We start from the raw sequence: 24,853 nt of genomic DNA, 5'->3' as shown, positions 1-24,853 counted from the left end.
GGGAGAGAAATCGACGACAGGACCACTTCGGTCCGGTCGTCCGGATCACACAGCGCAGCGTCCGCCCCGCAGCGCAAACGTTCGTCTTGGGAGTGTCGGTGACGGTTGAGACAGCGCCTGTTCGAGCCACGGTCGAGGAGCGGCAGTTCCCACGGGTCGCGGACACCTTGATGCTCCGGGTCAACCCGCTGAAGCGAGAACGCCTCGCGGACCCCGGTTTCGCAGGGCTTCTGGCGGAGTACGGCGAGGTACAGGCCGAGTTGGCACGGCTGGAGCCGCTCTGCTCGGCCGAGCTGCACTCCGCCGTCGGCACCACCGAGGGGCAGCTGCGGCGGCACCTGCTCCGGATCCGCCGGGACATCCACAACGGGCGGCTTCCGGATGCCGCGGGCCTGGACCTGCCGCCCGCGGCCGCGGAGTGGCTGCTCCTGGCCACCCGTGCCCGGGAGCTGGAGCAGACACTGGCCGAGACGCAGCCGGGCGCACTGGAGTCCGAGCGTGCGCGACTCGCCGGCCTCGTCGAGGACGAGGACTTCCGGCGTGCGCTCGCCCTGAGCGCCCCCGAGGTGCTTCAGGCCGCCGTGCGGTACGCCGAGGCGTGGGAGCGGGGCAGCCTGTCCAAGGGCGACCGCAAGTCCGAGCGCGGTCTGCTGCAGTTCGTCGCGCGTTCGCTGGTGCGGACGAGCCCGCTGAGCCGCTTCACCGCGGTCGGCCTGGCTGCGGTGGACCGTGCGGGGGACGGGCTCGGCGTCGTCGGCGCCGATGACGCCACCGCGTTCATCTCGCTTGACCTTCCGCTGCTCAACTACGTGCTCGGGGGCGTCGCGGGTGAGCGGACCGATCCGTGGATCCAGCAGTCTCCGACGGTGTCCGAGGAGGCCGACTCGGGCCGCGTGACCTTCGTCCACACCAAGGACCGGACCACCCGCCGGCTCAGCGTGCCGCACACCGACTCCGTGCACGCGGTGCTCCGCGCGACGACGATGGGGCCCCGCCGGTTCAGCACGGTGGTGGCCGAGGTCGAGGCGCAGCTGGGCACCGGCCGAACGGAGGCCGCGCGCCTGGTCGCCGGCACGCTGTCCATCGGGCTGCTGTGCCAGGCCCCTGCGGGCAGGGAATGCGGTGGCCGGCTGTTCGGCAGCGCGCTGGACGAGGCGCCGGACGGAGCCGGGGCCGAACTCGCGGTGGTGAAGCGCGAGGCCGACACCCTGGTGTCGGCGGACGCGGCGGAGCGCACCGCTTCGCTGGAGCGGCTGCGGACCGCGGGGCTGGCACTCTCCCAACGGGTGGGCCGACCTGCCAGGCTCCAGGTCAACGAGGACTTCGTGCTGCCGCCCCGGCGGGTCTCGCTCGCCGGGCACACCCGGCAGCTGTCCGACCTGGCGAACTCGGTCGAGTTCCTGTCGATGTTCGACCGGATGCACGACGTCAGGGCGCTGCTGAGCGCCGCCTTCGTCGAGCGGTACGGCAGGGGCGGCACCGTCGGCCTGCTCGACTGCGCGGAGTACCTGGTCACCAAGGTGTACATCCGGGAAGGCGTCCTGGACGAGGTGAACGCGGCCGATCTCGGCCCGGCGGACGGGTCGTTGAAGACCCTGCACACCGTTCGGCGCCAGGCCCTGGACGAGCTCTGTGCGGACATCGACCAGCGGACCGGTCCGCACCGGGACCAGGCGGCGCTCCACCTGCCCGAGGTGGTCTGGCCCTCGGAAAGGCTGGCCGAGCTGGCCGCCGGGGCCCCGGCCCGGATCAGGCAGGGCACGCTCTCGTACGGTGTCCTGGTTCAGAGCGCCGGTGACCGGCTGGTGTTCAACGACGCCTATGCGGGCCACGGCATGCTCTACGGACGCTTCCTGGAGGCCGACGAACAGCTCGGCGGAGCCGCCGGCCGCCGACTGGCCGCGCTGCTGCAGGCCTGGTACGGCAACGGCGCGCGGGTGGTGGAGGACGGTGGTCTGCACCGACTGAACGTCAACCGACACCTTCCGGTCCTTCCCGACCGCCTCGGGCCGGAGGACTGGGCGCAGTTGCGCCTGGTGCACGACGAGGAGACGGACAGCCTCCACCTCGCCACCGCTGACGGGGAGCGCGTGCAGGTGATCACCCTCGGCGCCGGAATGCCCGAGCGCTACCCGTACCCCCTGCGCCTGGCCAACTGGCTGCTCTCCGGCGGCCGGCTGATCCGGGACGTGGGAGCCGAGTGGCACCGGCGGCACACCGTCGCCGGAGGACCGACCACCAGCTCTCCCCGGCTCGTCGCGGGCACGACGGTGATCAGCCGCCGCCGCTGGTACCCGGGCGACGACGCGGGGGAACTGTTCGAGCCGGGCGCCGACACCGGTGACCAGCTCGTCGGGCTCGCCCGCTGGCGCGGCCGGCACGGCATCCCCGACCAGGTCCTGCTCAAGTCCGAGCTGCTGCCCTTCGGCCGCTATCAGGCACCGGCGGCCGACACCGGTGAACCGCTCGCGCCGGGCCGCTGGCGGGACAAGCCGCAGTACGTGGACTGCGCCAGCGTCCTGTTCGGCAGGGTCATGCCGCGGATGCTCGCCCGGCGCGGAGCCGGCTGGATCGAGGAGGCCCTCCCGGGGGTGGAGGAGTCGGCGCATGCCGCCGAGTGGGTGCTGGGGCTGGCCCGCCCGGACGGCGGGCGCTTCGAACACGAGGAGTGGCTGTGACGCGGATCAGACTGCGGCCGGGCGTGCACTACGCCCCGGTGGACAAGGGCGTTTTCATCGGCGCGGCGAGCGCCAAGTTCGTGCTGACCGGGCCGCCGGCCCTGATCCGGCTGCTCGACGCCTGCGTCCCGCGCCTGGAGGACGGCTGCACCGAGGACGACCTGCTGGCCCTGGTCGGCGGTTCCGAGCCCGGCCGAGCGGCCGTGCGTCACGTCCTGACGGCGTTCCGCTCGCACGGGCTGCTCCTGACACCCGCGCAGTCCGGCGGGCCCGAGCCCGGGGCCGACGAGCGGGCCCGGTTCGCCGACGCCCTGTGCCAGTTGGAGGCGGAGTCCGTCGATCCGTACGGCGCCTTCGCGCGCCTGCGCGCAGCCCGGGTGGCTCTGCGCGGTCCGGTCCGCCCACTGCTGCCCGCGGCGCGGACACTGGCGCGGTGCGGCTTCGCCGAGGTCGTCCTGCTGCTGTCCGCCGAGGATCTGGCCGCTGCCCGGGCGATGGCGGAGCTCCATCCCGCGGTGACCGTGCTCGACTCGGACAGTGCCGAGGCGTCGGCCCTCCACGTGGACGCTGCCGTGGTCCTCGTGGCCCTGGACGCCGACGGCACGGCAACCACGTCCACGGTGCGAGCGGACACCGTGGTGCCGGTGCTGGTGGACGACCGGGCGGCGGTTGTCGGCCCGGTCGGCGGACGGGCACAGGAGTGGGCACGTGCGGCAGAACTGCACGCCCGGGCCGAGTTCTGGGCGCAGGACCGCGGGCCGCTCTCCCGGGCGACCGGTGAGGCGCTGGCGGTGGCCCTCGCGGGCCAGCTGCTGTTCCGTCGGATCGGCGGCATCGAGCGTCCGGAGAACGCCTATGCGGTGTACGGGCCGACCATCGAGGCCGAGCCGCTGACGGTCGATCTGTCCTCGGACGACGCCACCGAGGAGCCGGTGCTCGGTCCGGTCGGCGAGCACTCCGCGCCCTCGGTCGATGAGTCGCTCTCCGCGGTGCAGGCCGTGGCCGTCGCATGGCAGGGTCTGGTCCGGCTGAGCACCCCCGATGACCTTCCTCAGCTCCCCCTGGCCCTCGCCGCCGCCGAGAGCACCGTCCCCGGCAGCCCCATGGTGGTGCGCTGGGCCGGTGATCAGGCCGCCGCGGCCGTCGAGGCCGGACTGGCGGGCCTCCGGTCCGCTGCTGCTCCGGGCCCGGACGGTGCGGTCGGTGCGGCCGGTCTCACCAGGGACCGCTGGCTCCTCGACGGTGCGCTGCGGGTTCTGGCCCGGTGTGCCGGGGAAGAGGCCGAGCTGCCGTACGGGAGTGTGTCGAGCGCCGAGGCCCGTCGGCTGTGGCGTGCGCTGGAGGACTTCGAAGGCGTTCCGGCCCGAGTCGTCGTGCGGAGGGTGGAAGGCGTCGACTGGCGACTCGCGGAAGTGATCGACCGGAGCACCGGCCAGGTGCTGTCCGAGGGCTGGGGCCGGGACGGTGGGCACGCGACGCTGGCCGCGCTCGGCACCGCGCTGGCCAGGGTCCAGGTGCGTCGCGCCACTGCGGCGGACCTGGTCGGGCCGCAGGTCGAGACCTCCGCGATCAACGACGTCGAGGCGGCCGAACTCGCCCTGCTGCAGCAGCAGGTACACGACCACGCGGCCAAGCAGGGCGGGCGGTTCCTCGGCCGGGCCCGGACCGCGGACCTGCTCCTGGGCCGCCTCGGTCCGTGGTCCGGCCCGGTCCGGCTGGAGGGCGATCATGGTTGTTGACGGGCTGGAGCTGGGGGACTGGATCACGGCCGCGCTCGCCGAGGGCGGGCAGCACGCGGCGCGGTTCACCCCGGTCGGACTGCTCGCCTCGGCCGGAGGCACCGCGCCCACGACCGTGGACGTGTCCTTCAGCGACGGCTGGGACCTGGAATGGGAGCGCAGCCGCCGGGACCAGGCCGAGCACGGCCTGCTGTCGGTGCGACGGATCTGGGACGAGGTCCTGATCGGCCCGCTCTGGCTGCGGACCGGGGCCACCGGGTGCGCCGGCTGCGCCGAGGTGCGGGGCCTGGTGGCGACCGACCACCCGCTGCTGGGCCGGCCCGAGCAGGGGTACGGCGGCGGTCCGCTTCCGACCGGTCTCGCCGAGATGGTGTCCGTGGTCGTCGCGAACGGCACCGACCACCCGCTCGACCCCGACGGGCTGATCGCCGTCAGCACCCGCTCGACCCGGCGGCACCACGTGCGTCGCGCATTCTCCTGTCCGGTGTGCGGTGAGGCCGCGGGCGCGGAACCGGCTGTCCTCCGCCCGGCCCCTCTGCTCCTCGCGTCACGGCCGAGCCCGGACCGGATCCCACTGCGCGGCCGCAGGGACGGCATCGCCCTCGACCGTGCGACTCTGCGGGCACACCTGGTGGACCCCCGGTTCGGTCCGGTCCTGCACGTCTTCCGCGACACCCAGGCGCCGTTCGCCATGTGCGACGCGCTGGTGCCCGAGTCCCGGAACATGGGCTACGGGCGCGGACTGACGGTGGCCCAGGCAGAACCGGTCGCCATCCTGGAAGCCTATGAGCGACTCGGCGGCTTTCCGCACCACGGCCGGGTGGTCGAAGGACGGACCCGCCGCTCGCTGGGCGAGGACGCCATCGACGTGGCGCGGCTCGGGCACTACACCCGGACCCAGCTCACCCATCCCAGCCGCAGGGTCCTGCCCTGGAGCGAGGACACCCCGACCGACTGGGTCTGGGGGCACGACCTCGCCACCGGGCGTCCCCGGCTCGTCCCGGCGGACGTCGGCTTCTACCTGTACGAGTACGAGCACCGCCTGGACTACCACGGTTCCCGAAGGGCCGGTCCCGGCACCGCGCCGCGCAACCACTTCGACGAGTCCTCCAGCGGATGCGCCCTGGGCGGCAGCCTGGAGGAGGCGGCCGTCCACTCGCTGCTGGAACTCGCCGAGCGGGACGCCTTCCTGATGGCGTGGCACTGCGGTCGGCCGCTCCCGCGGATCGACCCGGCCACCCTGACCGACCCGGTCAGCCGACAGCTGCTCGCCCTCATCGAGAGCAAGGGGTTCGAGGCGCACCTGCTGGTCGCGAGCAACGACCTGGGCATCCCGGTCGTGTGGGGCTGCGCGGTCAACCGGGAGCGGCCGATGCCGGCCAGCTTCTCGGCTGCCGGCTCCAGCGTCGAGCCGGAGGCCGCAGTACGTGCGGCGCTCTGGGAGCTCGGCCAGATCGTCGCCCAGCCCTTCGAGCTCGACACCGAGCGACTGCTCCCCATGCTCTCCGACCCGTGGAAGGTCGAGACGCTGGAGGACCACCTGGAGCTCCACACCCTTCCCGAAAGCCTGCCGCTCGTGGAGCGTTTCCTGACCGGTCCGGTGACACCGCTCGCCGAGGCGTTCCCGGGCTGGCCCGGAAAGCTGGTGGCACACGCGGGCGGGGACGTCCGCGGGACGCTCGACCACCTGCTGTCGTGCTTCCGGCAGGCGGGTCTGGACGAGGTGGTCCTGGTCGACCAGTCCACCAGGGACCACCGGGATCTGGGGCTGCGGGCGGCGAAGGCCGTCGTGCCCGGCATCATCCCGATGTGCTTCGGCTACGCGCAGCAGCGGGTGGCCGGGCTGCCGAGGCTGCGCCGGGCCATGGCGGACGCCGGCGTCCCGCTCGGTGAGGACGAACTCCCCCTCCACCCGCACCCTTTCCCGTGACCGGTACCGCACATTCAGGAGGACACCCGGTGGACATCGCGCCGGTGCTTCGCCACGCATTCACCCAGGGCCCGGGCAAGACCATCGTCACCGCGCCCATCGTCGTTCGGGAGGTGCCCCCCACCACCGCCGGCCAACTGCCTCCGGGCCGTTCCGGAAGCCGCTCGGTGCCGCTCCCGCCCCGGACCGTGGACCTGTTGGAACGGATCCCGTTCTGGACCGGGCGGGTCGACGCCGCTGCCATGGACCGTGACGAGGTCCACGGACGCGTCGTGACGACCGCGTTCGGCTACCAGCGCCGGGAGCCCTGGAACGAGTACCCGGACCACCGCGGCTACGCCTCCGTCCGCAGCCGCTATCCGGTGCACGCCTTCGCCGTGGGCGGCGGGGAGGACTGGTTCGCCGACATGTACGGCCATCGGCTGGTTGGCCGGGACCGTACCGGGCACGGCCGGACCGGACCGGTCGACAGCGTCGCGCTCACCGGGCGCTACACCCATCTCCCGTACTACTACGAGCTGTTGCGCGGCTCCCTGGTCGACCTGGAGGTGGGGATCAACCTCCGGAGCCTCTGTGTCGCCCTGGAGCTGTTCGGCGTGCCCTCGACGGTCCGGGTGCCCGACGCCACCGGGCCCGGACTCCTGCACCGCCTGGGGCTGGTCCCGGACGGCGAGTGGTCGCTGCCGCTGACCGTGGACCTCGCGGGGTCGGAGCCGGAGTCGGAGCCGGAGCCGGATCGCCGGGCCGGGGAGATCACCGCGGCGGTGCCCGGAACCACCGGCGGACTGCCGGACCCGTGGCTGCGCGAGATCGTCCGGTACAACCGTGAGCAGGCCGTACCGCGCACGGGTGTGCTCGCGTCCCCGCACGTCCCGGAGGTCCCGGAGGTTCAACAGGCCGTCCCCGTCCTTCCCCCGGCCGGCCCGGCACGGGAGCAGTCATGGGCGGAAGTCCTGTACCGGCGCAGTTCCGGGAAGATGCCCAGGGGACTTCCCGGGATCACCGGACGCCCCCGCCGACTGGATTCGGCGGCGCTGGCCGACGCACTCGCCTGGTGCCGGGTACCGCCACCCTCACCTGAGCTCCGAGCGGTCCAGAAGCACCTGAGGATCACCCTCGCGGTCCAGAACGTCGACGGCTGCCCGCCCGGGGTGTACCGCGTGACACCGGACGGGGAGTCGTTGGTGACCGAGGACGCCTCCATCTGCGCCAGGCTGGAAGGCTGTTACGGAACACCGCTCACGGCCCGCAACGGCAACGCGATCCGGCACGCGTCCATGGTGTGGTTCGTCTCGGTCCGCCTGCCCGAGCTCCTCGCGGACCTGGGGACGGGCGCCTGGACCACCGCCCAGCACTGTGCGGGCTGGGCCGCCCACGGCATCTCGCTCGCCGCCGCCCAGCACGGCATGTACGCACGTCCCTCGCGCGCCTTCGAAGACATCCTGACCCAACCGGTGCTCTCCACCGACCCGGGCGAGACCACGCTGCTGAGCGTCGTCTGTGGCACGGAGCGGTACACCGAGCCGGCTCTCGACCTGAGGGTGTGAACGCGTGATGACCAGCGTGCAGCAGAGGTCGTGGACCTCCTGGCACCTCCACCTTCCCAGCGACCGGGGCGACCTCCAGGACCAGGTGGTGGCCCGCGTCATCGCGCCCGTCGTGCGGCAGTCTCCCGCCACCGGCTGGTTCTTCATCCGCTACTGGCAGGCGGGCCCCCATCTGCGCCTGCGCATGGCAGATCTGAGTGAGCGTCAAGCCGACTCCGTGGAAGACCAGTTGGCCGAGTCGATGGCGCCGTTCTGTCAGGAAGGGCCCGAAGGCCGGGCGGCCGCCGACGAGAAGTACCTGATCCACGCCCGCGGCATGGCGGCGGCGGGAGAGGAAGGTGCCTCCGTCGAGGCCGAGCCGCTGCTGCCGCCAGGAGTGCACCGCAAGCCCTACCAGCCGGAGACCGAGCGGTACGGCGGCCCCTCCGAGATCGGCCCGGCCGAGCGGCTGTTCCAGTACTCCAGTGAGGCGGTGGCCGCCCTGATCGGCCTGGCCGACGGTCCGCGGCTTCCCCCGGACACGAGGCTCAGGGCGGCGCTGCAGGCCAGCGCGGTGGCTCTCGCCGCCCTGCCGGACGACGGGCGGCGCGCCGCGTTCTGTGCCCACGGGGTGGATTCCTGGGAACGGTGGCTCCGCGCGTCGGGTGCCCCCCAGGAGCAGGTCGACAGCCTGCACGCCGAGTCGCTGCGGCTCGCCGATCAGCTTCGGGGAGCGGTCGGAGCCCTGCTGCGCGGTCCGGCCGCCGGCCCGGTCCGGCGGTGGGCCGACGGGCTGGCCGAGACCGTGACCAGACTGTCCGGCGGCCTCGGGGTACGGCCGGAGGCCGTGCTCTTCTCCCACATCCACATGTTCCACAACCGCCTCGGCACCGCGGTGCGCGTGGAACTGCTGTGCTACGCGATCCTGCAGCAGCTGATCGCGCCGATCCAGCAGGAGCGACGATGAGCGAGCCGACCCAGTCGCCGCGGGGCGTGCTGTACCGGCTGACCGGGCGCCCGGAGGACTTCGACGGTCCCGGTCCGGCCGAACCCGTGCTCTACCGGGGCCGCGGCGACCTTCGGGACCTGATCTCGTACGCCGCCGTGGACCGGATGCTCGGTGAACGGCCGCTTCGCCGCCCGGCTCTCCGTCTGATCCACCGCGGTCGGCAGCTGCAGGACCACGAGTACGTGCACCAGCGCACCGTTCACGCGGACATGGCGGACCCGCTGCGGATCGGCAGCTGGCTGGCCGAGGGCGCGACCCTGGTGCTGCAGGGACTGGAGGACTTCTGGAACCCGGTCGGTGAGCTCGCGGCCGGGCTCGGCCGCGAGCTCGGCCACCCGGTCCATGTGAACGCGTATCTGACGCCGCGCGGGAACGCCGGGTTCGGGCTGCACTACGACACGCACAGCGCCTTCATCCTCCAGGTGGAAGGAGAGAAGGAGTGGGTGTTCCACCGCCCGCGCGTGGCCGACCCGCTCGCCCACGAAACCTGGGAGAACACGGTCGCGCGCAACGGCTGGGAGACCCTCGTCCCGCCCGGCAGCCCGGAGTACCTGCGGACGGTGCTGAGGGCAGGTGACTGCCTCTGGTTGCCGCGGGGCTGGATCCATGCGGCCGAGGCCACCGAGCACCCCTCGTTGCACCTGACGGTCTCCGTCAGCACGGCCACGGCCGCCTGGGCGTGGCTGGAGCTGGCCGGCCGGATCGCCACCTCGCCCGGGATGCGCGCCGTCCTCGGCGGCGCCGTCGTCACCGACGGGGAGCAGGCCCGGATCGCGGTACGCGCCGTCCTCGACGAGGCGGCACGCTGGATCGACTCCGCGGACGTCGCGGAGCTGGGAGAACTCGTTCGGACCGCGGCCCTCGGCCGCTTTCCCGGTCCGCTGCCCGAAGCCGCGACCGGCTACGTCGGGGCGACGCCGCAGGACTACCTCACCCGGAGGTTCCGCGTCCTGAGCCACCACGTCTTCGGCGTGGAGGTGGCGGGGGAGACGCTCCGGCTGCGGCTGGCGCGCCGGACCCTGACCATGCCGGCGAAGCTCCGGGAGGGCGTCGAGTCCGTCCTCGCCCACTCCGAGGTCACCAGTGAGCAGCTCAGCTGGCTCGGCGACCCGGCGAGCAGAATCGCCCTCCTGCAACACCTGCACCGCGAAGGGCTGTTGGCGATGCTGCCGGACCAGTCCGACCGGCCCTTCCCGCCTGTAACAAACTGAACACCACGATGGAGCACCAGTGGAATTCGGCATTTCGTTCCTGCCCGACGTCGCACCCGAGACCATGTCGGCGAGTGAGTACTACCAGGGCGTGCTCGCGCTCTCGCGGCTGGCCGACCGGCTCGGGTACAGCCATGTGAAGATGACGGAGCACTACCTCCACCCGTACGGCGGTTACTGCCCCAGCCCGTTGAACTTCCTGACCGCGGTGGCCGCGCAGACCGAACGCATCCGTCTGATGACCGGATGCCTCCTGCCGTCCTTCCACCACCCGGTCAAGATCGCCTCCTACACGGCCATGGTGGACGCGATCAGCAACGGGCGGCTCGACGTCGGGTACGCCCGCGCTTATCTGCCCTACGAGTTCGAGACCTTCGATGTCCCGATGGACGGCAGCCGCGAGCGCTTCGAAGCCACCATCGCCGCGGTCACCGAACTGTGGACCGAGGAGAACGCCACCCGAGAGACCCCGTTCTTCTCCTACCGCGATGCCACGACCCTCCCGCGCTCCGTCCAGGCTCCGCATCCGCCGACCTATGTGGCCGCCGTCCGCACCCCCAGCAGCTTCAGCCGGATCGGCGAGCTGGGGCACGGGCTGCTGATCACTCCGGGCGGGCTCGACATGCCGGCCGACCGTGTCCGCGCCTACCGGGAAGCCTTCCAGCCCCGCACTGCCGCGATGCCGGAACCGCGCGTGGTGGCGAGCCTGCCGCTGCTGGTGGGCGAGACCGATGCGGAGGCGAACCGACTGGCCGACCGCTACCTCCAGAACTATCTGGACGTCTGGACCTCGGCCGTGGACTCCTGGAACAACGTCTCGTCCTCCGACTACGCCTCGTACTCCGGGATGAGCCGCTTCCTGCGGACGATGTCCGGGACCGATCTGCGGCTGACCGGCAGCGCCATCGTCGGCACGCCTGACACGGTGATCGAGCGCATCCACCGGTTCGTCGAGCAGGTCGGACAGGTGGACACCATCCTGTGGCAGGTCGACTTCGGCGGCATGCCGTACGACGTCGCCGCGCCGAGCCTCCAGCTCTTCGCCGACGAGGTCATGCCGAAGCTGGCCGTCTGATCCGGTCACCGTTGCCGGTTGTCCGGTCGGACGGGCTGGACCAGGATAGGCTGAATAGCAAAATGATCAATCGATAATGCCCTTGGGCGCCAACCAAGTTGGTGCCCGGACCATCCGCTGATGCCAGTGATTCAGATGGAGGGGTCCGCCGGATATCTAGGAGACCACGTCCGATGGTGATGACCAGCACTCCTGAACGCCGCCTGCTCAAGAAGCAGATCCGCGGCGGTCTTACCGGTGCACTCACTGGTTCACTGTTCGGTGGTCTCTGGTACCTGCTCGGACTCAGCTCGCTCTCCGGGCTTCCGTTCACGCTCGCGCTGGTGGGCGGATGCCTCCTTCTCGGGATCGCTCTGCTCTCCATGCTGAACATGGCAAGGCTGGCGATCCGGGCACCCGAGCAGGCGCTCGGCGACCCTGTCCCCAAGCGCGACGGACGGTTCGGTTTCACCAGCATCCTGATCGCCGAGTCCATCGCGCTGGGAGCGGGGAACACCTACCTCCAGAACACGCTTCACCGGCCGGAGTGGATGCTGACCTGGTCGGCTCTGGTCGTCGGGGTGCACTTCCTGCCACTGGCGAGCACCATGGGCGTCCCCATGCTGAGGCGCGTCGGTGCCGCGATGATCGCGGTGGCGGTGGCCACGCCGCTCGTCGTCGGACTCGGCGCACAGGAGTCCTTGTGGCAGGCGCTGCCCGGCCTGGGGTGCGCCGCGATCCTCTGGGGATCAGCCGTCGTGACGGGCGAGCGGAACCGTAAGCTCGCCAACCACTGAGCGACATGCGTCCTGCGCCTGTTCGATCGGGCTCCAGCCGTCGAGATCGAACTCGGTGCACCCCCATTTCACATCGCGAGCCCCAGAGCCTTCGACGCGAGTTGACCGCATACCGTTTCCGCAGGCCGGCGAGATGCCGACCTGCGGAAACGGTTGGAGGCCGAACTGCGTTTCCGCAGATCGGGGGTGCCTCTACAGGTCGTAGTACAGCTCGAACTCGTGCGGGTGGGGCCGGAGGGCGATCGGGGCGATTTCGTTGGTGCGCTTGAAGTCGATCCAGGTCTCGATCAGGTCCGGGGTGAAGACGTTGCCGGCGAGGAGGTACTCGTGGTCGGCCTCCAGGGCCTCCAGGACGGCGGGGAGGGAGGAGGGCACCTGGGGGACGTTGGCGTGCTCCTCGGGGGCCAGCTCGTAGAGGTCCTTGTCGACCGGCTCCAGCGGCTCGATCTTGTTGCGGATGCCGTCGAGGCCGGCCATCAGCATGGCGGAGAAGGCCAGGTACGGGTTGGAGGAGGGGTCGGGGGCGCGGAACTCGATGCGCTTGGCCTTGGCGTTGGAGCCGGTGATCGGGATGCGGATCGCGGCCGAGCGGTTGCGCTGCGAGTAGACCAGGTTGACCGGCGCCTCGAAGCCCGGGACCAGACGGTGGTAGGAGTTCACCGAGGGGTTGGTGAAGGCCAGCAGCGAGGGGGCGTGCCGGAGCAGGCCGCCGATGTAGTAGCGGGCGGTGTCGGAGAGGCCGGCGTAGCCCTGCTCGTCGTAGAAGAGCGGGGTGCCCTCGCTCCACAGCGACTGGTGGACGTGCATGCCCGAGCCGTTGTCGCCGAAGATCGGCTTCGGCATGAAGGTGGCGGTCTTGCCGTTGCGCCAGGCGACGTTCTTGATGATGTACTTGAACAGCATCAGGTCGTCGGCGGCGTGCAGCAGGGTGTTGAACTTGTAGTTGATCTCGGCCTGGCCGGCCGTGCCGACCTCGTGGTGCTGGCGCTCGACCTCCAGACCGGCCGCGGCCAGCTCCAGCGACATCTCGGCGCGCAGGTCGGCGAAGTGGTCCACCGGCGGGACGGGGAAGTAGCCGCCCTTGTACTTGACCTTGTAGCCGCGCACGTCGCCCTCGGCGGCGCCGCTGTTCCAGGCGCCCGCCTCCGAGTCGATGTGGTAGAAGGACGCGTTGGCGCTGGTCTCGAACCGCACCGAGTCGAAGACGTAGAACTCCGCCTCCGGCCCGAAGAAGGCGGTGTCCGCGATGCCGGAGGAGGCCAGGTAGGCCTCGGCCTTCTTGGCGACGTTGCGCGGGTCACGGCTGTAGGCCTCGCCGGTGACCGGGTCCTGGATGAAGAAGTTGATGTTGAGGTGCTTCTCGGCCCGGAAGGGGTCGAGCCGGGCGGTGGCGAGGTCCGGGACCAGGGCCATGTCGGACTCGTGGATGGCCTGGAAGCCGCGGATCGACGAACCGTCGAACATCAGGATCTCGGACGGGTCGAAGGTCGCCGCAGGTACGGAGAAGTGCTGCAAGACGCCCGGCAGGTCGCAGAAGCGGACGTCGACGAACTTCACATCGTTGTCCTGGATGAACTGCTTCACTTCGGCGGCGTTGTTGAACATCCATCCTCCTCGGCGTGCGAATTGGGCTCACCATAGGAATGGGCCGTTTCCAGTCGGTGACCCTCTCGTTTCCTAGATGTTAACCGCGACCGCCGGGTGGGCGGCAAAGCCGTACGGGACGGGGCAAAACGCTCCGCCGTCTTGGGCGGCGCCGGAGAAGTGGTCTGGACCACTTGGTAAGCCCGGTGATCGGGATTCACCCGGTCGTGGAGGACACCGCCCCCGCGGGGGAGCCGGTGCGGGTTCACGGCGTCAGCCCGGTTAGTGTGGATTCGTGGACACCAGAGAAGCGTTGGGATCGTGGATCGACGGCCCCAAGGCGGCCGCCGAGAAGATGGGCGCCGACTTCGGCTACCGCGGCGAGCGCCTCGGACTGCCCAAGGAGGGCTACGGCTCGATCGCGGGCCCCGGCCGCCGGATCGGCGCCCTGTTCGTCGACGGCTGGCTGGTCGCCCTGATCTCCTACGGGCTGATCGCCAAGGGGGACCAGGCCGAGGCCAACCTGTGGACCAGCCCGCTCTACTTCGTGGTCGCGGCGCTCCTGCTCTCCACCACCGGCACGACCGTCGGCAAGCGGCTGTTCGGCCTCCGGGTGGTCCGGCTGGACGGCGGCCGCGCGACCATCCCGCAGATCCTGCTGCGCACCCTGCTGCTCTGCCTGGTGGTGCCGCCGCTGGTCTGGGACCGTGACTCCCGCGGCCTGCACGACAAGGCGGTCGGTACCGTCGAGGTCCGGATCTGACGTCGAGGTCCGGATCTGACGACCGCCCCCGCAATGGCGACGAAAACGCCGAACGGCCCCGCTGAGGATTCAGCGGGGCCGTTCTCGTGTGGTCGGGGAGGGGTCAGCGGACCTGGCCGCCCTTGGGCATCCGGGCGCCCTTGGGCATCGGGCCCTTGGGGATCGGCGCCTTGGAGAGCAGGTCGCCCAGCGCGCGCAGGCGGTCGTTGGTCTCGGTGACCTGGGCGGCGGTGATGGCGCGGGGCAGACGCATCAGGTGGATCTGGAGCTTCTTCAGCGGGATCTCGCCCTCGCCGTTGCCCACCACGATGTCGTGCACCGGCACGTCGCCGACCACGCGGGCCATCTTCTTCTTCTCGGAGGCCAGCAGCTGGCGCACCCGGTTCGGGTTGCCCTCACCGATCAGCGCGATGCCGGCCCGGCCCACCGCGCGGTAGACCGCGTCCTGGTTGCGGGTGACCGCGACCGGGGTGGTGCTGGAGCTCCAGCCGCGCCGAATGTTGTTCAGCACGGCCGCGACGGCGCCCGGCTGCCCCTCCATCTGCCCGAACGCGGCACGCTCGGCCCGGCGCCCGAAGACGATCGCCATGGCCAGCACGGCCACGATGAAGCCCAGGATGCCCAGGTAGACGGGATGCTCGATCGCGAAGCCGATGGCGAGGAACACGCCGAAGGTCAGCAGGCCGACGCCGGCGATGATCAGGCCGATCTTGGTGTCGACCTTCTTGGTCATGGTGTACGCCAGGCGGATCTGCTTCAGTCGCCCGGGGTTCTCGGATGTTTCCCTCGCCATAACGCTCATGGTACGTGGCACAGGTACGGGATATCCAAGCCCGGGTACCCGTTCGTCCGAACCGTGACCCGTGGGTCGGCGCTCCATCGCGCACAGCGACGCCTGAGCCTCAGCTCCGGACGGACCGTGCCCCCGTCGTTCCCGGGGCTCCCGTCGGCCCGGCCGGTCGTGTCGGCCCCGCGGCTCCGGCGGTTCCGGTGCCTCCGGCGGGCCCCGCGTTCCTCGCGCTCCTCGCCGCCGAGGCGTTGTGCCGGCGGTCCGCCGCGTACTCGCGGTTCTCGCACACCGCCGCCCAGGCGTTGCGTCGTGCCTGCTGCTGGCCGGGCGCCAGCAGGACGCTCTCGGCGAACCGCAGCGCCGTGCCCACCGAACGGATCCGCATCCGCATGCCGAACAGCTCCTCCCGTGTTCCGAGGAAGACTGGCTGAGAAGAATCGAACACCCACGAGGCGTCCATCGTCCCCACACCGTGTTACCAGCCCGTGACCAGGCAGTCAAAGCGTGGTGAAAACCGAAAGGGCGGAGCCGTGGCTCCGCCCTTCGAATGGCCCAAAGACGACGTCGGCGTCAGACCGCGGCCTGCTCGCGCCGCTCCAGCGCCTGCCGGTACAGCCGCCCGGCCCGGTACGACGAACGCACCAGTGGGCCCGACATGACGCCCGCGAAGCCCAGCTCCTCGGCCTCCTGCTGGAGCTCGACGAACTCCTGCGGCTTCACCCAGCGCTCCACCGGGTGGTGGCGCAGCGAGGGGCGCAGGTACTGGGTGATGGTGATCAGCTCGCAGCCGGCCCCGACCAGGTCGGCCAGCGCCTGGCTGACCTCCTCGCGGGTCTCGCCCATGCCCAGGATCAGGTTGGACTTGGTCACCAGCCCGGCCGCGCGGGCCTGGGTGATGACGTCCAGCGAACGCTCGTAGCGGAACGCCGGGCGGATCCGCTTGAAGATCCGCGGCACCGTCTCGACGTTGTGGGCGAGCACCTCGGGGCGGGAGGAGAAGACCTCGGCCAGCTGCTCGGGCACCGCGTTGAAGTCGGGGATGAGCAGTTCGACGCCGGTGCGGCCGCCCGCGCGCTCGGCGGTCATCGCGTGGACCTGGCGCACGGTCTCGGCGTACAGCCAGGCGCCGCCGTCCTCCAGGTCGTCGCGGGCGACGCCGGTGATGGTGGCGTAGTTGAGGTCCATCGTGACGATGGACTCGGCGACCCGGCGCGGCTCGTCGCGGTCGAACTCGGCGGGCTTGCCGGTGTCGATCTGGCAGAAGTCGCAGCGGCGGGTGCACTGGTCGCCGCCGATGAGGAAGGTCGCCTCGCGGTCCTCCCAGCACTCGAAGATGTTGGGGCAGCCGGCCTCCTGGCAGACCGTGTGCAGCCCCTCCTTCTTCACCAGCGACTGGAGGGCGTTGTACTCCGGGCCCATCTTCGCGCGGGTCTTGATCCACTCGGGCTTCCGCTCGATGGGGGTCTCGCTGTTGCGGACCTCCAGGCGGAGCAGCTTCCTGCCGTCGGGCGCGACAGCGGACACGTGCGACTCCTAGAACTAGACGGGGTACCCCCAGGGTACGCCTGTGGTTGTACGGCTTTCGTCGGGCCTGTTGCCCTGCAATCGCAGGGCAACACGGCTACCGGTCAGTAGATTCCCAGCGGTTCCAGCCTGCTGGGGGCTTCACCGCGGGCTTCAGCGGCTGAGCGCCGGCTCCGGCAGTTCGGCGAACACGTCCTTCAGGTGGCGCTCGACCGCCGGCAGCGCCTCGCCCACCGTGAAGTCGCGCTTCAGCTCACCGGCCAGCGAGGCGACGCCCGCGTCCCGGATGCCGCACGGCACGATCTTGTCGAAGTACGTCATGTCCGGATCGCAGTTGAGCGCGAAGCCGTGCATGGTCACCCCGCGGGCGACCCGCACGCCGATCGCGGCGAGCTTGCGGTCGCCGCCGCGCTGCCCGGCGTTGGACGGCGCGTACTCGGGGCCGGCCAGCCGCGGGTCGATGCCCAGCGGCAGGCCCATCCGCAGGGTGAGCTTGCCGAGGTCGACGACGTCGGCCGGGTCCACGACGGCGTCCGGGAGGTTCTCGCCCAGCACCCAGACCCCGCTGCGGCCCTCGACCCGGGTGGTCCCGACGCCGAAGTCGGCGGCGGCGCGGATCAGCGCCTCCTCCAGCCGGCGGACGTACGCGATCACGTCGATGGGGTCGGGCAGCTTGATGATCGGGTAGCCGACCAGCTGGCCGGGGCCGTGCCAGGTGATCTCCCCGCCCCGGTTGACCTCGACCACCGGGGTGCCGTCCAGCGGAAGGTCGGCGGGGTTGGTGCGCTTGCCCATGGTGTAGACGGGCGGGTGCTCCAGCAGCAGCACCGTGTCGGGGATCTCGTCCGCGACGCGCAGCGCGTGCAGCCGCTGCTGCTCCGCCCACGCCTCCTCGTAGGGGACGACGTGCTCCCCTGTGCCCATCCGTACGAACCGCACGTTCTCGCTCACCGCTGCCGCTCCTTGCCAGGCGTTCGAGACCAACCTCGCCACTGTACGCCCACAGCCGTACGGCCGTTCAGCCCTCCCGGCCGCCCCCGTCCTGCGCGAGCAGCTGGAGCCGCAGGGCGAGTTGCAGCTCCAGCGACCGCTCCGGCTGGTTCCAGTCCCGCCCGAGCAGCGCCTCGACCCGGTCCAGCCGCTGCACCACCGTGTTGACGTGCACGTGCAGCTCGTCCTTGGCCCGGGTGAGGCTGCCGCCGCAGTCGAAGTAGGCGCGCAGGGTGCGGACCAGCTCGGTGCCGCGCCGGGCGTCGTAGGCGAGCAGCGGGCCGAGCGCCGCGCCGACGAAACCGTCCACGTCGTGGCCGTCGCCGAGCAGCACCCCGAGGAAGCCGAGCGCGCGGGCCGAGGCGCCCTCCCCGGCGCGGCCGAGCACCCGCAGGGCGCGGACGCAGCGCAGCCCCTCGGCGTAGGCGGCGGCCAGCGCCTGCGGACCGGCGGCCGGGCGGCCCGCGCCGACGGTGACCGGGAAGGCGGCCAGCCGGGACAGCCGCTCGGCGGCCTGCCGGGCGGTCTCCTCGGGGTCGTCGGTGCCGCCCGCCTCGACGGGCACCAGCAGCACCACCGTCTCGCCGTGCTCGGCGCTGACGCCACGGGAGCCGAACAGGTAGCGCCGGGCCGCGCCCGCCAGCCGTCCCCGGTCGTCGTCCTGGCGGTCCGCCGGTTCCGCGACCAGCACCAGGTGCGGGCGGGCGAGGTCGACCCCGAGCCGGCGGCCGCGCGCGGTGAGCCCGGCGGGGTCGCGTCCGGGGGCGGTGAGCAGGTCGGTGAGCAGTTCGCCGCGGACCCGGTTCTCGGTCTCCGCCACCGAGCGGCGCAGCAGCAGGAGCAGCGCGGTGACCACGCTGGCCCGCTCGAACAGCCGCCGGTCGGCGTCGTCGAGGTCGGGCCGTCCGCGCAGCACCAGGGTGCCGAGCGCGTCGTGCCCGGCCAGCACCGCGCACACCCACAGCTCGCCGTGCCGTACGGACCGGCCCTCGGCGCGGGAGGCCGCCACCGCCCCGGCCAGTTCGGCGACGGGCGCGGGCCGCCCGGCCAGCGGTTCGCCCTCGGCGTCCAGGACCGCTATCTCCCCGTCCAGCAGGTGGGCGACGGCGGCGGCGACGTCCGGCACCTCGGCGCCGCGCAGCACCAGGTCGGTGAGGCGGTCGTGCGCCTGCTCGGCGCGCTGGACGGCGGCGGAGTGGGCCCGGACCAGCTCGTTGGCGGTGTTGAGCTCGGCGAGCGCGGCCCGGGTGTCGGCCAGCGAGTTGGCGGTGTCCAGGGCGATCGCGGCGTGCGCGGCCAGCGAGCAGAGCAGCGCGACCTCGTCGGGGGAGAAGGCGCGCGGCGAGCGGTCGGCGGCGAACAGGACGCCGATGACCTCGCCGCCGAGCAGCAGCGGCACCCCGATGATCGCCACCAGGCCCTCGTCCAGCACGCCGGCGTCGATCGTCCCGGTGTGGTGGAAGCGTTCGTCGGTGCGGTAGTCGGGGGTCGCGTACGGGCGGGCGGTCTGCGCGACCAGCCCGCCCAGGCCGTCGCCGAGGCTGAGCCGCAGGGTCTGGAACAGGACGGAGACCGAGCCGTCGGTGACCCTCATGTAGGTGTCGCCCGCGGCCTCGTCCGGCAGGGTCAGGTACGCGGTGTCGGTGCCGAGCAGCAGCCGGGCCCGGCGGACGATCGCCTGGAGCACGGTGTCCAGGTCCCGGGAGGCGGCGAGGTCCCCGGCGGTGTCGAACAGTGCGGTCAACTCGGCCTCCCGGCGCCGGTGTTGACGCAGGGTTCGGTGTACCCGCAGGGCCTGCCAGGTGGCGTCGTCGATCTCGGCGAGGACGGCCGGCGGTGCGCCGCGGCGGCGGGCGTCGGCCAGCACCTCGGCGAAGTCCACGGTGGCGGCGCCGGAGGCGAGCAGGTCGAGCAGCCGCCGCAGCGCGGGCGCGGCGTTCTCGTCGGGGTGGTTCATGGTGCGTGCCGCCAATCGGCGTCGGTCCGTCGGTTCCGGGAAACCGTGATCGTATCGGCTCAACCCTCAGGCCACGGCGGGCTTTCCGGCCGTGACGCCGTCCGCGGGCTGCTCCTCGACGGCCGCGAGGTCCTGCCCCCTGGTCTCCCGGCCGCACAGCACCGCCAGCACGGTGATCGCCGCCGCGATGGCCACGTAGACCGAGATGGGTGTTGCGCTGCCGTAGTCCTTGAGCAGCGCGGTCGCGATCAGCGGCGCGGGCGCGCCGGCCGCCACCGAGGAGAACTGGGCGCCGATCGAGGCCCCCGAGTACCGCATCCGGGTGGCGAACAGCTCGGAGAAGAAGGCCGCCTGGGGCGCGTACATCGCGCTGTGGAAGACCAGGCCGACGGTCACCGCGACGACCAGCGCCCCGAAGGACTCCGTGTCGACCATCCCGAAGAACACGAACGCCCAGACCCCGACCCCGGCCGCGCCCACCAGGTACACCGGCCTGCGCCCGACCCGGTCCGACAGCGCCCCGAACAGCGGGATCAGCGCGAACTGGATCGCCGAGGCGATCAGTACGGCGTTCAGCGCGCTCTGCTTGTCGAAGTGTGCGTGGTTGACGGCGTAGGTGAGCACGAACGTCGTCATCACGTAGTACGAGATGTTCTCCGCCATCCGCGCGCCCATGGCCACCAGCACCTCCCGCCAGTGGTTCCTCAACACCGCGATCAGCGGCGGCTTCTCAGCGGCCTCTCCCTTCCGTGCCTCTCGTGCCGCCAACGCCTGCCGGAACAGCGGCGACTCGTCCACCGCCAGCCGGATCCACAGTCCGACCCCCACCAGCACCGCCGACAGCAGGAACGGCACCCGCCACCCCCACGCCAGGAACGCGCTCTCCGACTGCACCGACGTCATCAGCGACAGCACCCCCGCCGCCAGCAGGTTCCCGGCCGGCGCCCCGCCCTGCGGCCAGGACGCCCAGAACCCCCGCCGCCGCTGGTCCCCGTGCTCCGACACCAGCAGCACCGCCCCGCCCCACTCCCCGCCGAGCGCGAAGCCCTGCACCAGCCGCAGCGCCGTCAGCAGCACCGGTGCCATCACCCCGACCGAGTCGTACGTCGGCAGCAACCCGATCGCCGTGGTCGACCCGCCCATCAGCAGCAGGCTGAGCACCAGCAGCTTCTTGCGCCCCACCCGGTCCCCGAAGTGCCCGAACACCAGGGCCCCGAGCGGCCGCGCCGCGAATCCGATCGCGTAGGTCAGGAACGACAGCAGCGTCCCCGTCAGCGGATCACTGTTCGGGAAGAACACCTTCCCGAACACCAGCGCCGCGGCCGTTCCGTAGAGGAAGTAGTCGTACCACTCGATCGTCGTGCCGATCAGACTTGCGGCCACCACCCGCGGGAGTGAGCTGGTCGCCGCCGAACCACGTGCAGGGACGTTCATGGTCACCACTTCCAGTGCCGGAGGGAGGGAGCGGAGGATGTCGCCACAAGGTAGGAAGCCCCCGCCCCCGTCACTATGTGGCTGGCCCACACACTCCATAGGGTGGATATGCCTGACCACCCCATAACCCCTTCGGCGTCTGGCCGTTGCCCACCCCCCACCCTCGTCGGTCGCCCGTCGCCGCTTCGGCTTCGCCGAACGGCGACGTTGCCTATCGAGAAGGCCGGGCCTGCGCTCCGTGCGCAGGCCCGGCCCCAACTCGTGTTACTTGTGTACCTCATGACGACGGCCCGCGCCCCAGGACATCTGGGGCGCGGGCCGAGATGACCAAGTCGGAGGTCGGGACGCAGAACGCGTCCCCCAGCGTTCTCGCGCTCCTACTTCCGCGGCCGGTTGAACCAGAGCTTCCACCAACTCAGGCGGTCGCGAGACTGCCGGGGCAGGATGGCGCCGGCCACCATACGGACGGCGACCGCGATGGCCAGCACGGCGACGATAGGCGCGATGAACCACCAGGGCGTGTCCGGCGGCAGGTTGATCTGTGGCATAGGTGTCCCCTCCGAGGGCGGGGCACTGTAGGGCTACGCGGCGAGCGTGAACACCTTTCGGCCCCCTTGCTGACTAATGGCAGGCAAAGGGGCTTTTTGTGGCGCCCGGGGGACGACGGGCGCTGCCAGCCTCTCTGTGCCGCAGACGCAGACCCACGATCGCGGCAGGATCGCTGTCGTGACAGCTGGACGAGCCTGTGCGCCCTTGAGCTTCCGGAGCGTGCGGAGAAGGAGGCATTCGGAGACGTGTTGAATCCGATGTCGAACCCAGAGCTCGTGCAGGACAAGCAGTTCAGTGAGGCCCTGGAAGGGGCTGCAGCGGTCAAGGTGGCCGAGAGGGGGTGGTCCAGGCTCAAGATCCCAGGTGAGTCTCTCCACCTCAACCTGACGACGAGCGATTTCGAGGCCGGCGCTCCGGGCGAGGCGCTTCCCCTCGACCGAGAGCAGCCTGGGCAGGTCTAGCTCGGCGGACTTCGGTTGCGGACGCCGGGGTGTCCTCCGAAGTTGGGCAAGGAGGCGCGTCAGCGTGGCAGCGGAGAAATTGCGCGGGTCGCCATCCGGTGCCAGCCTGGCGAGAATGCGAAATTCGAGGGACCACTGAGCCGCCCGCTCCAAAAGCTTCTCTTCATACGGGTCAGAGTTGTTCATGACCGTGAAGATGGCTTTAGGGGGAGCCGCCCTGAAGTGGGCCGCCCTGGACATTCGTTGATGTATGAGTTCGGCTTGCTTGTAGGTGTTCGTTGCAACGAAGACTTGCCGACGGGAGTGGAGCGGTTGGAAGGGCACGCTGAACATGCCGAGGTCGTCGAGGTTGTTGACAACCCCGACCATCACCCCGTCATTCAGTGCACTCCGGCTCACGGAACCGGACTAGCGGATACGGAGGCGGCTCAACTCGGGGTCAGTGGACCGCCGTTCGATTGACTGAGGGCCTCGAACAGGGCGAGTTCTGTAACGCTGGGTGACTCGCTGCTGGGGGCGCTTCGCTGTGAGCTCTCGCTGTCAGTGCTGGCTAGGACGCTTCTGGGATCACCGTGCCGGTTTCGTGCTGACTCTGACGGCCCTCTACTGGCAAACCCGCAGGTGGGAGCCGGTCCAGAGCGAGGCGTCGTACCGCTCGATCGTCGTGCCGATCAGACTCGCGGCCACCACCTGCGGGAGTGAACTGGTCGCCACCGAGCCGAGTGCAGGGGCCTTCATGGTCACCACTTCCAGAGGCGGAGGGAGCGGACGATGTCGCCACAAGGCAGGAAGTCCCTGCGCCCTGGACTATGTGACCAACCCGCACACTCCATGGGATGGATGTAGCCGACCACCCCATAACCGTCCCAGATCGGGCCGCCTCCCACTTCCCGCCGTCGAGGTCACGCCCCCTCGGTGGAAAGTGCGATAAACGCCGTTGCCCTAAAAGGCAGTTGTCGATGTCGGTGCCGTGCTACGTTCCGTACTCAAACAGAAAAGTGACCCCGGCGATGCTCACAACACCCCGGGGTCCGGCACCAGGAGAAGCAACTCCCGATGCGCATCCATCGTACCCAACACGTACATCACTTCACCGTGTTGCCCAACGCCCTTCTGCAGTACCGGAAGTTGAGCTACACCGCCCGAGGCCTCCTCGCCGACCTCCTCTCCCGCCCCGACGGCTGGCGCGAGGGCGGTCGCCACATGGCCGACACCAGCCCCCAGGGCCGGGGAGCAATTCGCAAGGCCCTCAAGGAACTCACCGACGCCGGCTTCTACCGCGTCGAGACGATCCGGCTGCCCGACGGCACCGTACGGACTGAGAACCACGTCTACGACACCCCGTGGTTGACGGCACCGACTGCCACCCGTCCGGCCGCCGGTGAACCAACCACCGGGCGTACAGACCTCCCTGTAGTAAAGGAACGGGACCAAGGAACCTCCCTCCCCCCGCTTCCGGCCGCCACTGAGAAAGTGCGCCTGGACGACCTGCCCGACGAGCAGCTCCGGGAAGCGGTGGCGACCCTGTTCCGGGTGATCCGCCCCGAACCCCGGCTCCGCCTGGGCCAAGCCGAGGCAGAAGAGCTGGCGCCCTTGGTGGCCCAATGGCTGCGGCGCGGAAGCACCCCGGCCGACCTGATCCAAGCCTTGCTCCCGGGCCTGCCCGCCCCCATGCATTCGGCGCCTGCCGTTCTCAGATACCGGCTGCAACACAAGATGCCGCCACCCCGAAGCCCGGAGCGTCCTCCCACCGCCCGGTACACCGAGTGCAGGGAGTGCCGCGATCCGGTGCCTCGGCCCGGCATCTGCCGCTCCTGCGCCGGTCTCGTGAAGCGATCCGCCGCGAGCGGCTGCGCCGCTTCCGTTGCGGTCAGAGGCGCCAGTCGCGCTCGCACCGCCCTCTTGGCCTCGCGACCAGCCAGAAGCGGGCGGAACCGATCGTGGTGCGAAGCGTCGCGCTGACACCCGCCAGGCCCGTTGGATGATCAGCGGCTGCCTCGGTGGCGAGCCCATTGCTGGGCTGCCTGGTTCAGGCTGGCGGTCCACGGGTCCGGGTCGTCTCCGGCGATGTCGGCCCACATGCGGGCCTGGGCGTGCGCGAAGGCGTCCACAACCGTCGGATCGCTGAGCCTCCATGCAGGAAGCCTGGCGGCCCAGGCCTCTGCCTCAGTTGGGCTGCGGTCGCCCGTTGCGATCAGCCAGATCACCCACAGGGCCGGGTCGATCCAGGGCGCTCCACGGGTGGCCCACGCCCAGTCGACCAGAAGTGCCTGGTCCCCCTGGATCAGGACGTTCTCGTTGTTCAGGTCAGTGTGCGACAGGGAGTTGCCAGCGAGTCGGGCCAGCATCCCGGGGTCGTCCACGTAGGTCGCCCAGCGTTGTTCGGCACGGCGAAGCTCGATCGGCGGGCACGGGGTACGGCCGAGTCGACTGAGGGCGTCGACCATCAGTTCCAGGTCTCCGTCCTGCTTGTAGTCCGCGTGACGGGCCTCAACGTACTTGAACGCGACGAGGCTCCAGCCGCCAAGCTCCAGGTGCCACAGCAGCGCGGGGGCGATTCCTTCCACGTAGGGGTTGATTTCCGCCTCGCGCCGCTGCGTCCACACGCGTGGGTGGCTCAGCTGCATTCCCTTGACGAAGACGGCACCCTCGGTGGTGGTGAGCTTGGCGGCGATCTCGGAGTTGAATCCGGCCGAGACGGTCTCCGCGGCAAGGACCGGCATACCGAGGCGGGCGGTGACGGCCTGGTGCGCGGAGTCGGGCAGATCTGCCCAGTGGATGCGGGTGGTGGTCACGGTGTCCAGGGTCCCAGAAGTCAGGCCGGAGGCCGACGGCACCGCAGCCGTCGGCCTCCGGG

At 71.0% G+C, this 24,853-nt stretch carries 21 protein-coding genes; 11 read left to right on the top strand and 10 right to left on the bottom strand.

Annotated features, from left to right (window positions below):
* The first annotated feature begins 170 nt into the window (after nt 1-170).
* From RZ50_RS12640 to RZ50_RS12605, 8 genes are all read left to right on the top strand, one after another.
* Complete coding sequence (locus RZ50_RS12640) at nt 171-2,678, top strand: lantibiotic dehydratase (protein WP_196949978.1); 2,508 nt, start codon at nt 171-173, stop codon at nt 2,676-2,678.
* Nucleotides 2,675-4,417, top strand: a complete 1,743-nt coding sequence (locus RZ50_RS12635; protein ID WP_196949979.1) for a hypothetical protein — start codon at nt 2,675-2,677, stop codon at nt 4,415-4,417. The genes RZ50_RS12640 and RZ50_RS12635 overlap by 4 nt, the downstream gene beginning before the upstream one ends.
* Nucleotides 4,407-6,347: a TOMM precursor leader peptide-binding protein gene (locus tag RZ50_RS12630; protein WP_196949980.1), complete on the top strand. Its 1,941-nt coding sequence runs from the start codon at nt 4,407-4,409 to the stop codon at nt 6,345-6,347. The genes RZ50_RS12635 and RZ50_RS12630 overlap by 11 nt, the downstream gene beginning before the upstream one ends.
* Before the next feature lie 29 nt (nt 6,348-6,376).
* Complete coding sequence (locus RZ50_RS12625; RefSeq protein ID WP_196949981.1) at nt 6,377-7,894, top strand: hypothetical protein; 1,518 nt, start codon at nt 6,377-6,379, stop codon at nt 7,892-7,894.
* A 7-nt stretch (nt 7,895-7,901) separates the two neighbouring features.
* Nucleotides 7,902-8,840, top strand: coding sequence for a thiopeptide-type bacteriocin biosynthesis protein (locus RZ50_RS12620; RefSeq protein WP_196949982.1), 939 nt, complete (start codon nt 7,902-7,904; stop codon nt 8,838-8,840).
* Nucleotides 8,837-10,093, top strand: coding sequence for a JmjC domain-containing protein (locus tag RZ50_RS12615; protein WP_196949983.1), 1,257 nt, complete (start codon nt 8,837-8,839; stop codon nt 10,091-10,093). The genes RZ50_RS12620 and RZ50_RS12615 overlap by 4 nt, the downstream gene beginning before the upstream one ends.
* A 19-nt stretch (nt 10,094-10,112) precedes the next feature.
* Nucleotides 10,113-11,168: an LLM class flavin-dependent oxidoreductase gene (locus tag RZ50_RS12610; protein ID WP_196949984.1), complete on the top strand. Its 1,056-nt coding sequence runs from the start codon at nt 10,113-10,115 to the stop codon at nt 11,166-11,168.
* Between the two features lie 173 nt (nt 11,169-11,341).
* Nucleotides 11,342-11,944 carry a hypothetical protein gene (locus RZ50_RS12605; protein ID WP_196949985.1) on the top strand — a complete coding sequence of 201 codons (603 nt, stop codon included), beginning with the start codon at nt 11,342-11,344 and terminating at the stop codon, nt 11,942-11,944.
* A gap of 192 nt (nt 11,945-12,136) precedes the next feature.
* Here the strand turns inward: RZ50_RS12605 and glnA are convergent, their stop codons facing one another.
* Complete coding sequence (gene glnA / locus RZ50_RS12600; RefSeq protein ID WP_196949986.1) at nt 12,137-13,549, bottom strand: type I glutamate--ammonia ligase; 1,413 nt, start codon at nt 13,547-13,549, stop codon at nt 12,137-12,139.
* A 274-nt stretch (nt 13,550-13,823) separates the two neighbouring features.
* On the opposite strand from glnA, the gene RZ50_RS12595 reads away from it, so the two are divergent.
* Nucleotides 13,824-14,291, top strand: coding sequence for an RDD family protein (locus RZ50_RS12595; RefSeq protein WP_196949987.1), 468 nt, complete (start codon nt 13,824-13,826; stop codon nt 14,289-14,291).
* A gap of 103 nt (nt 14,292-14,394) precedes the next feature.
* On the opposite strand, the gene RZ50_RS12590 is transcribed toward RZ50_RS12595, so the two are convergent.
* From RZ50_RS12590 to RZ50_RS12560, 7 genes are all read right to left on the bottom strand, one after another.
* Nucleotides 14,395-15,093, bottom strand: a complete 699-nt coding sequence (locus RZ50_RS12590) for a DUF4191 domain-containing protein (protein WP_374120089.1) — start codon at nt 15,091-15,093, stop codon at nt 14,395-14,397.
* Between the two features lie 100 nt (nt 15,094-15,193).
* Nucleotides 15,194-15,472 carry a hypothetical protein gene (locus tag RZ50_RS12585; protein ID WP_217680634.1) on the bottom strand — a complete coding sequence of 93 codons (279 nt, stop codon included), beginning with the start codon at nt 15,470-15,472 and terminating at the stop codon, nt 15,194-15,196.
* 179 nt (nt 15,473-15,651) lie between these two features.
* The gene (lipA, locus tag RZ50_RS12580) at nt 15,652-16,605 is read right to left on the bottom strand and encodes a lipoyl synthase (RefSeq protein WP_196949989.1); all 954 of its coding nucleotides are present in this window, start codon (nt 16,603-16,605) and stop codon (nt 15,652-15,654) included.
* A gap of 153 nt (nt 16,606-16,758) precedes the next feature.
* Entirely contained in the window at nt 16,759-17,529 is a 771-nt protein-coding gene (gene lipB / locus RZ50_RS12575; protein ID WP_196950020.1) for a lipoyl(octanoyl) transferase LipB, read from the bottom strand.
* Between the two features lie 94 nt (nt 17,530-17,623).
* Nucleotides 17,624-19,552 carry a GAF domain-containing protein gene (locus tag RZ50_RS12570; protein WP_196950021.1) on the bottom strand — a complete coding sequence of 643 codons (1,929 nt, stop codon included), beginning with the start codon at nt 19,550-19,552 and terminating at the stop codon, nt 17,624-17,626.
* Nucleotides 19,553-19,618: 66 nt separating this feature from the next.
* Complete coding sequence (locus RZ50_RS12565; protein WP_196949990.1) at nt 19,619-20,986, bottom strand: MFS transporter; 1,368 nt, start codon at nt 20,984-20,986, stop codon at nt 19,619-19,621.
* Nucleotides 20,987-21,363: 377 nt separating this feature from the next.
* On the bottom strand, nt 21,364-21,534 hold the full coding sequence (locus RZ50_RS12560) for a hypothetical protein (RefSeq protein WP_196949991.1): 171 nt from the start codon (nt 21,532-21,534) through the stop codon (nt 21,364-21,366).
* A 246-nt stretch (nt 21,535-21,780) separates the two neighbouring features.
* Between RZ50_RS12560 and RZ50_RS12555 the strand changes: the two genes are divergently transcribed.
* Complete coding sequence (locus RZ50_RS12555) at nt 21,781-21,996, top strand: hypothetical protein (RefSeq protein WP_196949992.1); 216 nt, start codon at nt 21,781-21,783, stop codon at nt 21,994-21,996.
* A 603-nt stretch (nt 21,997-22,599) separates the two neighbouring features.
* Here RZ50_RS12555 and RZ50_RS29710 read toward each other — a convergent pair.
* On the bottom strand, nt 22,600-22,734 hold the full coding sequence (locus RZ50_RS29710; protein ID WP_256463704.1) for a hypothetical protein: 135 nt from the start codon (nt 22,732-22,734) through the stop codon (nt 22,600-22,602).
* 318 nt (nt 22,735-23,052) lie between these two features.
* Between RZ50_RS29710 and RZ50_RS12550 the strand changes: the two genes are divergently transcribed.
* On the top strand, nt 23,053-23,958 hold the full coding sequence (locus RZ50_RS12550; RefSeq protein WP_196949993.1) for a hypothetical protein: 906 nt from the start codon (nt 23,053-23,055) through the stop codon (nt 23,956-23,958).
* A gap of 23 nt (nt 23,959-23,981) precedes the next feature.
* Here RZ50_RS12550 and RZ50_RS12545 read toward each other — a convergent pair whose 3' ends face one another.
* On the bottom strand, nt 23,982-24,791 hold the full coding sequence (locus RZ50_RS12545; RefSeq protein WP_196949994.1) for an aminoglycoside phosphotransferase: 810 nt from the start codon (nt 24,789-24,791) through the stop codon (nt 23,982-23,984).
* Nucleotides 24,792-24,853 lie beyond the last annotated feature (62 nt).

The sequence above is a fragment of the Kitasatospora sp. SUK 42 genome (assembly GCF_015776785.2).
Lineage (GTDB): Bacteria > Actinomycetota > Actinomycetes > Streptomycetales > Streptomycetaceae > Kitasatospora.
The sequence above is the reverse complement of the archived record's forward strand: the minus strand, read 5'-3'. Positions and strand labels throughout refer to the sequence as shown.

What these genes read in the sequence shown, in the direction of transcription:
- RZ50_RS12640 (WP_196949978.1), top strand. Translation starts at nt 171, where the DNA reads ATGCTCCGGGTCAACCCGCTGAAGCGAGAACGCCTCGCGGACCCCGGT.
- RZ50_RS12630 (WP_196949980.1), top strand. Translation starts at nt 4,407, where the DNA reads ATGGTTGTTGACGGGCTGGAGCTGGGGGACTGGATCACGGCCGCGCTC.
- RZ50_RS12620 (WP_196949982.1), top strand. Translation starts at nt 7,902, where the DNA reads ATGACCAGCGTGCAGCAGAGGTCGTGGACCTCCTGGCACCTCCACCTT.
- RZ50_RS12615 (WP_196949983.1), top strand. Translation starts at nt 8,837, where the DNA reads ATGAGCGAGCCGACCCAGTCGCCGCGGGGCGTGCTGTACCGGCTGACC.
- RZ50_RS12605 (WP_196949985.1), top strand. Translation starts at nt 11,342, where the DNA reads ATGGTGATGACCAGCACTCCTGAACGCCGCCTGCTCAAGAAGCAGATC.
- glnA (WP_196949986.1), bottom strand. Translation starts at nt 13,549, where the DNA reads ATGTTCAACAACGCCGCCGAAGTGAAGCAGTTCATCCAGGACAACGAT.
- RZ50_RS12590 (WP_374120089.1), bottom strand. Translation starts at nt 15,093, where the DNA reads ATGAGCGTTATGGCGAGGGAAACATCCGAGAACCCCGGGCGACTGAAG.
- RZ50_RS12585 (WP_217680634.1), bottom strand. Translation starts at nt 15,472, where the DNA reads ATGCGGATGCGGATCCGTTCGGTGGGCACGGCGCTGCGGTTCGCCGAG.
- lipB (WP_196950020.1), bottom strand. Translation starts at nt 17,529, where the DNA reads ATGGGCACAGGGGAGCACGTCGTCCCCTACGAGGAGGCGTGGGCGGAG.
- RZ50_RS12570 (WP_196950021.1), bottom strand. Translation starts at nt 19,552, where the DNA reads ATGAACCACCCCGACGAGAACGCCGCGCCCGCGCTGCGGCGGCTGCTC.
- RZ50_RS12565 (WP_196949990.1), bottom strand. Translation starts at nt 20,986, where the DNA reads ATGAACGTCCCTGCACGTGGTTCGGCGGCGACCAGCTCACTCCCGCGG.
- RZ50_RS12560 (WP_196949991.1), bottom strand. Translation starts at nt 21,534, where the DNA reads ATGCCACAGATCAACCTGCCGCCGGACACGCCCTGGTGGTTCATCGCG.
- RZ50_RS29710 (WP_256463704.1), bottom strand. Translation starts at nt 22,734, where the DNA reads ATGAAGGCCCCTGCACTCGGCTCGGTGGCGACCAGTTCACTCCCGCAG.
- RZ50_RS12550 (WP_196949993.1), top strand. Translation starts at nt 23,053, where the DNA reads ATGCGCATCCATCGTACCCAACACGTACATCACTTCACCGTGTTGCCC.